This window comes from Wocania arenilitoris (genome assembly GCF_021728535.1).
Taxonomy (GTDB): Bacteria; Bacteroidota; Bacteroidia; order Flavobacteriales; family Flavobacteriaceae; genus Wocania_A; species Wocania_A arenilitoris.
In genome coordinates this window covers 1-5,592 of sequence record NZ_JAKKDU010000029.1, presented here as the reverse complement: position 1 = coordinate 5,592, position 5,592 = coordinate 1, and the positions used below count along the sequence as shown (strand labels likewise).

The window sequence follows — 5,592 nt, the reverse complement described above, 5'->3', positions numbered from 1 at the left end:
CGTGGATGATAGCTTGATGTGCCGCCGCCTTTGTAGCTTTTTTCTAATGCGCTAATATCTACGTGGTCAATAATCGTGTTTACAATACGTACGGGATGATTAACTGGAACTAAATCATCATAACTGGGTGGTAAAAGACTTAACTGATCTTGGTTGTAGGTCTTAAAAATGACTTTTCTGCTCATCCTTAAAGTTAAGAATTTACTAGAAAATTTGCAAAAAAAAAGACTGCCTTTTCAGACAGCCTCTTTTTTTTTGGTTGGTTTGCTATTAAATCTTTGTATTTTACAATATACAATAAATCGATTCAAATATATAATATAATATTTTCTTAAAAATTAACATTTGTTAATTAACTAACTTTTTTTCTAATTCTGCTTAATTGAACAGCTGTTATTCCTAAATATGATGCAATTTGGTATTGAGAAATCAACTCATCCACATTGGGGATTTCCTTTTTTAGTTGAAGATAACGTTCGGTGGCATTTAACGTTATAGACTCTACCAAACGTTTTTCATATTTCACATATAAAAACTCTAAAACCTTAGTATACAAATTTTTAAGATTCGAATTTGTGTCACACAAACGCATTAACTTATAATAATCAATCTCATAAATTTTACAATCAGTTAATGCTTCAAAAACAAAAACAGAAGGCTTTCTTTTCATTAAAGCAGTTAACGAAGCCGCAAAACTTACTGGTAAATAAAAACTTTTATTAAATTCTTTACCAGATTCAGTTATTACGTAACAACGTATAATACCAGAAACAAGCATGTATGCCTTTGATGGAACATCGCTTAATTTTACTATTTGAGTGCCCGCCTCTATTTTTTTAAATGTTGAAATCTTTTTTACTTCAGAAAAAGCTTCTTCTGATATATTAGAAATAGAATTTAAAAAAGTAAAGTTTCTATCCATATATGGTTAAAATTAGTTGGTGTTGTATAAAGTTATAGCTTATACTTTATTCTTTATTAGTTTATCTACAATTAGCAAATAAAATTGTTTATGTGCATTATTACTTAAAAATAATGCATTAAAAAACCCCAAGTAAAACTTGAGGTTTTTGGCTCTTAAGTGTTATATAATATTGTTTACTTTAATGTAAACTCTGAGCTAGATACCAAATCTTTTTCGTTAAAAACATTTACAAGATAACGTCCTTTTTCAAATTTGCTATCTCCTTTTGAAGCTACAAATTCGCAAACATTAAGACTCCCATTTTCGTAGTTAAACTTACTAATTATACTGTAGTTTAATGTTTTTTCTCCAAACTGTACTTGCTCATTAGAACCTAAAGTATTGTTTTTTGGGTCAATAACTTGAACATATAATTCTTGATCTCCAGCTTGTACCAAAGTATTTTTAGCTACAGTAAAACAAACTCTAATCTTATCTACTCTACTCGCTCTTTCAGTTGGAATTAATTTTCCTGAAGTTCTTTCAATAACTCCAAAACCTTTTAGGCCCACTGTGTTTAAAACTGCTGCATTTTCAACTACTTCAGCTAAAGCTGTGTTTTGTACTAATAAAGAATCTGTGAACATGGTACGCTCTTCTAAACGTACTCTTGTGCTATCTAAAGAGGTTGCTAAGTATGAATTCTCTACTCTTAACGAGTCATTTTGAGCCAATAAAACATCCATTTCTTTCTGTAAGGATTGGTATTTCTTTTTGTACCTCCATAAGCTTCTTACGTTAGTTTCAGATATTTTTAATGAATCTATTAATCCTTGAATTCTAGTTCTTGCATCAATTAAGTTCTGATTTGCAACTTCGTTTTCACCAATTGCTTCATCATATTGCTTAGCCATGGTGTTTAAATCATTCATAACCAATTCTTTCTCTTCAATTAATTTAGCTTCGTTGTCCTTTTTTTCACTATAAAGATTCATAGTGTAAAAACCTGTTGCTAAAAACAAAGCTAAAGCTATCCCTAAAGCTACTTTTAATCCCATACTACTTTTGTTATTTTCCATAATTTACTTGTTTTAGTGTTGTGAGTTTAATGTTAATCTAAATTTTTAATCCTTTAATTTTATGCTATTTTTAAACAAATATTGATTAATTTTATTTATCAATACAATATTAATTATTTCATGGATAAACTGGTTTTATTTAACAATACGACACGTAATAAATTATTAAACAAGCGCTCTAGTGAATCCAAATTTGGCGAACATGTTAAAATGTTAACCAGCATTTCCAATATATACGAACAACTTAAAAATTTGGATGTTACCTATGTAATAATTGGTTTACCTGAAGATGTTGGCGTGTTTGCAAACCTAGGAAAATTAGGAGCTTCACGTGCTTGGGAAGCCACATTAAAAGTTTTGTTAAATATTAAAAGTAATGCATTTACTAAGGCAAATGCTGTTTTAATTTTAGGACATTTAGATTTTTCTGAAGAATTATTAGCAGTATCAAAACTCAGTCAAAATAAAAAAAATGACCTAAAAAAAGCTAGAAAGATGGTAGATCAAATTGATAATTATGTAGCACATATTATGCAACAAATTATTGCTTCCGGCAAAAAAGCTATAGTTATTGGTGGTGGGCATAACAATGCTTACGGCAATATAAAGGGCACATCATTAGCTTTAAATAAACCTATAAATAGTGTTAATTTTGATGCACACAGCGATTTTAGACCAGAAGAAGGAAGACATAGTGGTAATGGTTTTAGTTACGCTTTCGCGGAAGGGTTTTTAAATCGATATTTTATTTTTGGTTTGCATGAAAATTATACTTCTGATAGAATTTTTAAAACCTTGAAGAAATTAAAAAACATAAAATACAACACCTTTGAAGCTTTAGAAATAAGAAATGAATTAAAGTTTAAAAAAGAAATGTATTATGTTTCAGAATTTATTTCTCAAACACAATTTGGAATTGAAATTGATTGCGATGCTATTGAGAACACACCTAGCAGTGCTATGACACCAAGTGGTTTTAGCGTTAAAAAAACACGACAATTTGTTAGTTTTTTTGCAAATCATAAAAATGCAACTTATTTACATATTTGCGAAGCTGCTCCTAAAAAGAAAACAGAAAATCAAGTTGGAAAACTTATTACCTATTTAATTACCGATTTTATAAAAGCACATGCTAATTGAAATCCCTTTAGAGTCTAAAAGCCATATAAAGGTAGCGATATTAAAATGGAGTTATTGTTTTAAAAAAAGAGCTTTGATAAGATCAAAGCTCTTACTAACAATTTTGCATTTATTCTGTAACCCCCTCTAAATCAAATATAAAAGCATAAGTTAGTGCTAACCTTTTATAACGCTCAAAACGCCCTGATGCGCCTCCATGTCCTGTTTCCATGTTACAATCCATAATTAATAAGTTATCATCGGTTTTAAGCTCACGTAATTTTGCAATCCATTTAGCTGGCTCCCAATATTGTACTTGGCTATCCCAATACCCTGTAGTAATTAAAATGTTTGGATAGTCTTTAGCTTCTACATTATCGTAGGGTGAATACGATTTCATATAATCATAATATTCTTTGTTTTTTGGGTTTCCCCATTCATCAAACTCAAAAGTTGTTAATGGAATTGTTTCATCTAACATCGTTGAAACGACATCAACAAAAGGAACAGCAGCTATAACACCATTCCACATTTGTGGCTTCATATTTAAAACAGCTCCCATTAATAAGCCCCCAGCAGATCCGCCATAAGCATATAAGTGGTTGCTACTTGTAAATTTTTCGTCAATTAAAAATTGACCAACATCAATAAAATCTGTAAACGTGTTTTTCTTTTTTAATAGTTTTCCGTTTTCATACCAATCTCTACCCATTTCTTGTCCACCACGAATATGAGCAATCGCGTAAATAAAGCCTCTGTCTAACAAACTTAAACGTGTGGAGTTAAACCTTGGTTCTTGACTATTGCCATAAGAACCGTAAGCATAAAGCAATAAAGGGTTTTTACCATTCTTTTCAATGCCTTTTTTATAAATTAAAGATACTGGCACTTTTGTACCATCAGTTGCGGTTGCATATAAACGCTCTGAAATATAATTATCAATTAAAAAATTATCATCTAAAACTTCAATTTGTTTTAAAAGCTCTTGTCCTTTAGTTGACATATTGTATTCATATGTGCTATTTGGTGTTGTTAAAGAACTGTAAGTGTAGCGTAAGATATCGGTATCAAAATCTAAATTAGAAGTTGTTGCAGCAAAATATGCTGGGTCGCTAAATTTGATGTAATGATCATCGGTTCCATCCCATTTCATAACTCTAATGGTACGTAAACCCTCTTTTCGTTCTTGAGCCACTAAATAGTTTTCAAACAAATCCATACCTTGAAAATAAACATCTTCTCTATGCCCTATAACATCTACCCAATTGTCTTTTTCAGTTTTATCAACTGGTGTTTTAACTAATTTAAAGTTTTTTGCATCTTTATTTGTTCTTATATAAAAGTGATCTTTAAAGTGATCAATGGTGTATTCTAAATTTTTCTCTCTTGGTTGAATCAATTTCCACTCACCATTAGGTGTATTAGCGTCTAAAACTCTAAATTCTGTTGATAAGGTTTGAAAACTACCAATAACTAAGTAAGCATCCGATTTAGTTTTACCAACACCACATCTAAATGTATCATCTTTCTCCTCGTAAACCACAACATCTTCAGATTGATTAGTACCAATAACATGTTTTACAATTTTATTTTGACGCAATGTTTGTGGGTCTTTAGTGGTATAAAAAACGGTTTTACCATCATTTGCCCAAGTAGCACTTCCACCAGTATTACTTAGTTTATCGGCTAATAAATTACCCGTTTCTAAATTTTTAAAATACAAAGTATATTGTCGTCTAGATATAGTATCAATACCAAAAGCTAGCATTTTGTTATCTGGACTTACTGAGCGTCCTCCAAAGCCATAATAAGAATAACCTTTTGCCATTTCTGGACCATGAAGCATGACTTCTTCCTTAGCACCTTCTTCTAATTTTTTTCTACAATACAAAGCATAATCGCCTCCTTCTTCAAAGCGTGTATAATAAGAATAACCATTATCATTTACAGGAACAGACTGATCGTCTTTCTTTATACGTCCAACAATTTCATTGTACAATTTATCTTGAAGATTTGTTGTATGCACCATGGCTTTACTTAAATATTCATTCTCTGCATTTAAGTAATCTAGTACATCTTGAGTTTTCTCGTCTGGATTTTCTGCATTTTTCTGTTCATCACTTAAGCGCATCCAAAAATAATTGTCTATTCGTGTATCGTTGTGAATAGTAAGCTCTTTTGGTGTTTTTTTAGCAACCGGAGCTTCAATCGTAGCATAAGGTTTATTAGATTTATTCAAATTACAAGAAAAAGTTATAATAGCTATTAAAAGTAGACAAATTGAATATTTCATATTTTTTAGTTGATTTCTTTTTAATGTAACGAAGATAATTTATTTAATTCATTTTTAAAGAATTATTGATACTATAAATGAACTACCCCGCAGCAAGCTGACGAGGTATCAGAATTACTCAAATAACCTTAACTGGCTTGAGTGAATCTGTTTATACTCTTTTTGTTTTCCTTGGTTTTTCAAATATGCAATTATAA

Annotated in this window: 5 protein-coding genes; 1 reads left to right on the top strand and 4 read right to left on the bottom strand. The window is 30.4% G+C overall.

Features of this window, described 5'->3' with window-relative positions:
* From L3X37_RS15060 to L3X37_RS15050, 3 genes are all read right to left on the bottom strand, one after another.
* The coding region (locus L3X37_RS15060; protein WP_500814678.1) for a transposase at positions 1 to 185 on the bottom strand (185 nt) is incomplete at its 3' end.
* Positions 186 to 352: 167 nt separating this feature from the next.
* Entirely contained in the window at positions 353 to 922 is a 570-nt protein-coding gene (locus tag L3X37_RS15055; RefSeq protein WP_237240993.1) for a Crp/Fnr family transcriptional regulator, read from the bottom strand.
* Between the two features lie 176 nt (positions 923 to 1,098).
* A complete protein-coding gene (locus L3X37_RS15050; protein ID WP_237240992.1) occupies positions 1,099 to 1,983 on the bottom strand; it encodes a DUF8428 domain-containing protein in 885 nt (294 codons plus the stop codon).
* A 120-nt stretch (positions 1,984 to 2,103) separates the two neighbouring features.
* On the opposite strand from L3X37_RS15050, the gene L3X37_RS15045 reads away from it, so the two are divergent.
* On the top strand, positions 2,104 to 3,123 hold the full coding sequence (locus tag L3X37_RS15045; RefSeq protein ID WP_237240991.1) for a formimidoylglutamase: 1,020 nt from the start codon (positions 2,104 to 2,106) through the stop codon (positions 3,121 to 3,123).
* A 109-nt stretch (positions 3,124 to 3,232) separates the two neighbouring features.
* Here the strand turns inward: L3X37_RS15045 and L3X37_RS15040 are convergent, their stop codons facing one another.
* Positions 3,233 to 5,395, bottom strand: coding sequence for a S9 family peptidase (locus L3X37_RS15040; RefSeq protein WP_237240990.1), 2,163 nt, complete (start codon positions 5,393 to 5,395; stop codon positions 3,233 to 3,235).
* Positions 5,396 to 5,592: the final 197 nt, after the last annotated feature.

What these genes read in the sequence shown, in the direction of transcription:
- L3X37_RS15055 (WP_237240993.1), bottom strand. Translation starts at nt 922, where the DNA reads ATGGATAGAAACTTTACTTTTTTAAATTCTATTTCTAATATATCAGAA.
- L3X37_RS15050 (WP_237240992.1), bottom strand. Translation starts at nt 1,983, where the DNA reads ATGGAAAATAACAAAAGTAGTATGGGATTAAAAGTAGCTTTAGGGATA.
- L3X37_RS15045 (WP_237240991.1), top strand. Translation starts at nt 2,104, where the DNA reads ATGGATAAACTGGTTTTATTTAACAATACGACACGTAATAAATTATTA.
- L3X37_RS15040 (WP_237240990.1), bottom strand. Translation starts at nt 5,395, where the DNA reads ATGAAATATTCAATTTGTCTACTTTTAATAGCTATTATAACTTTTTCT.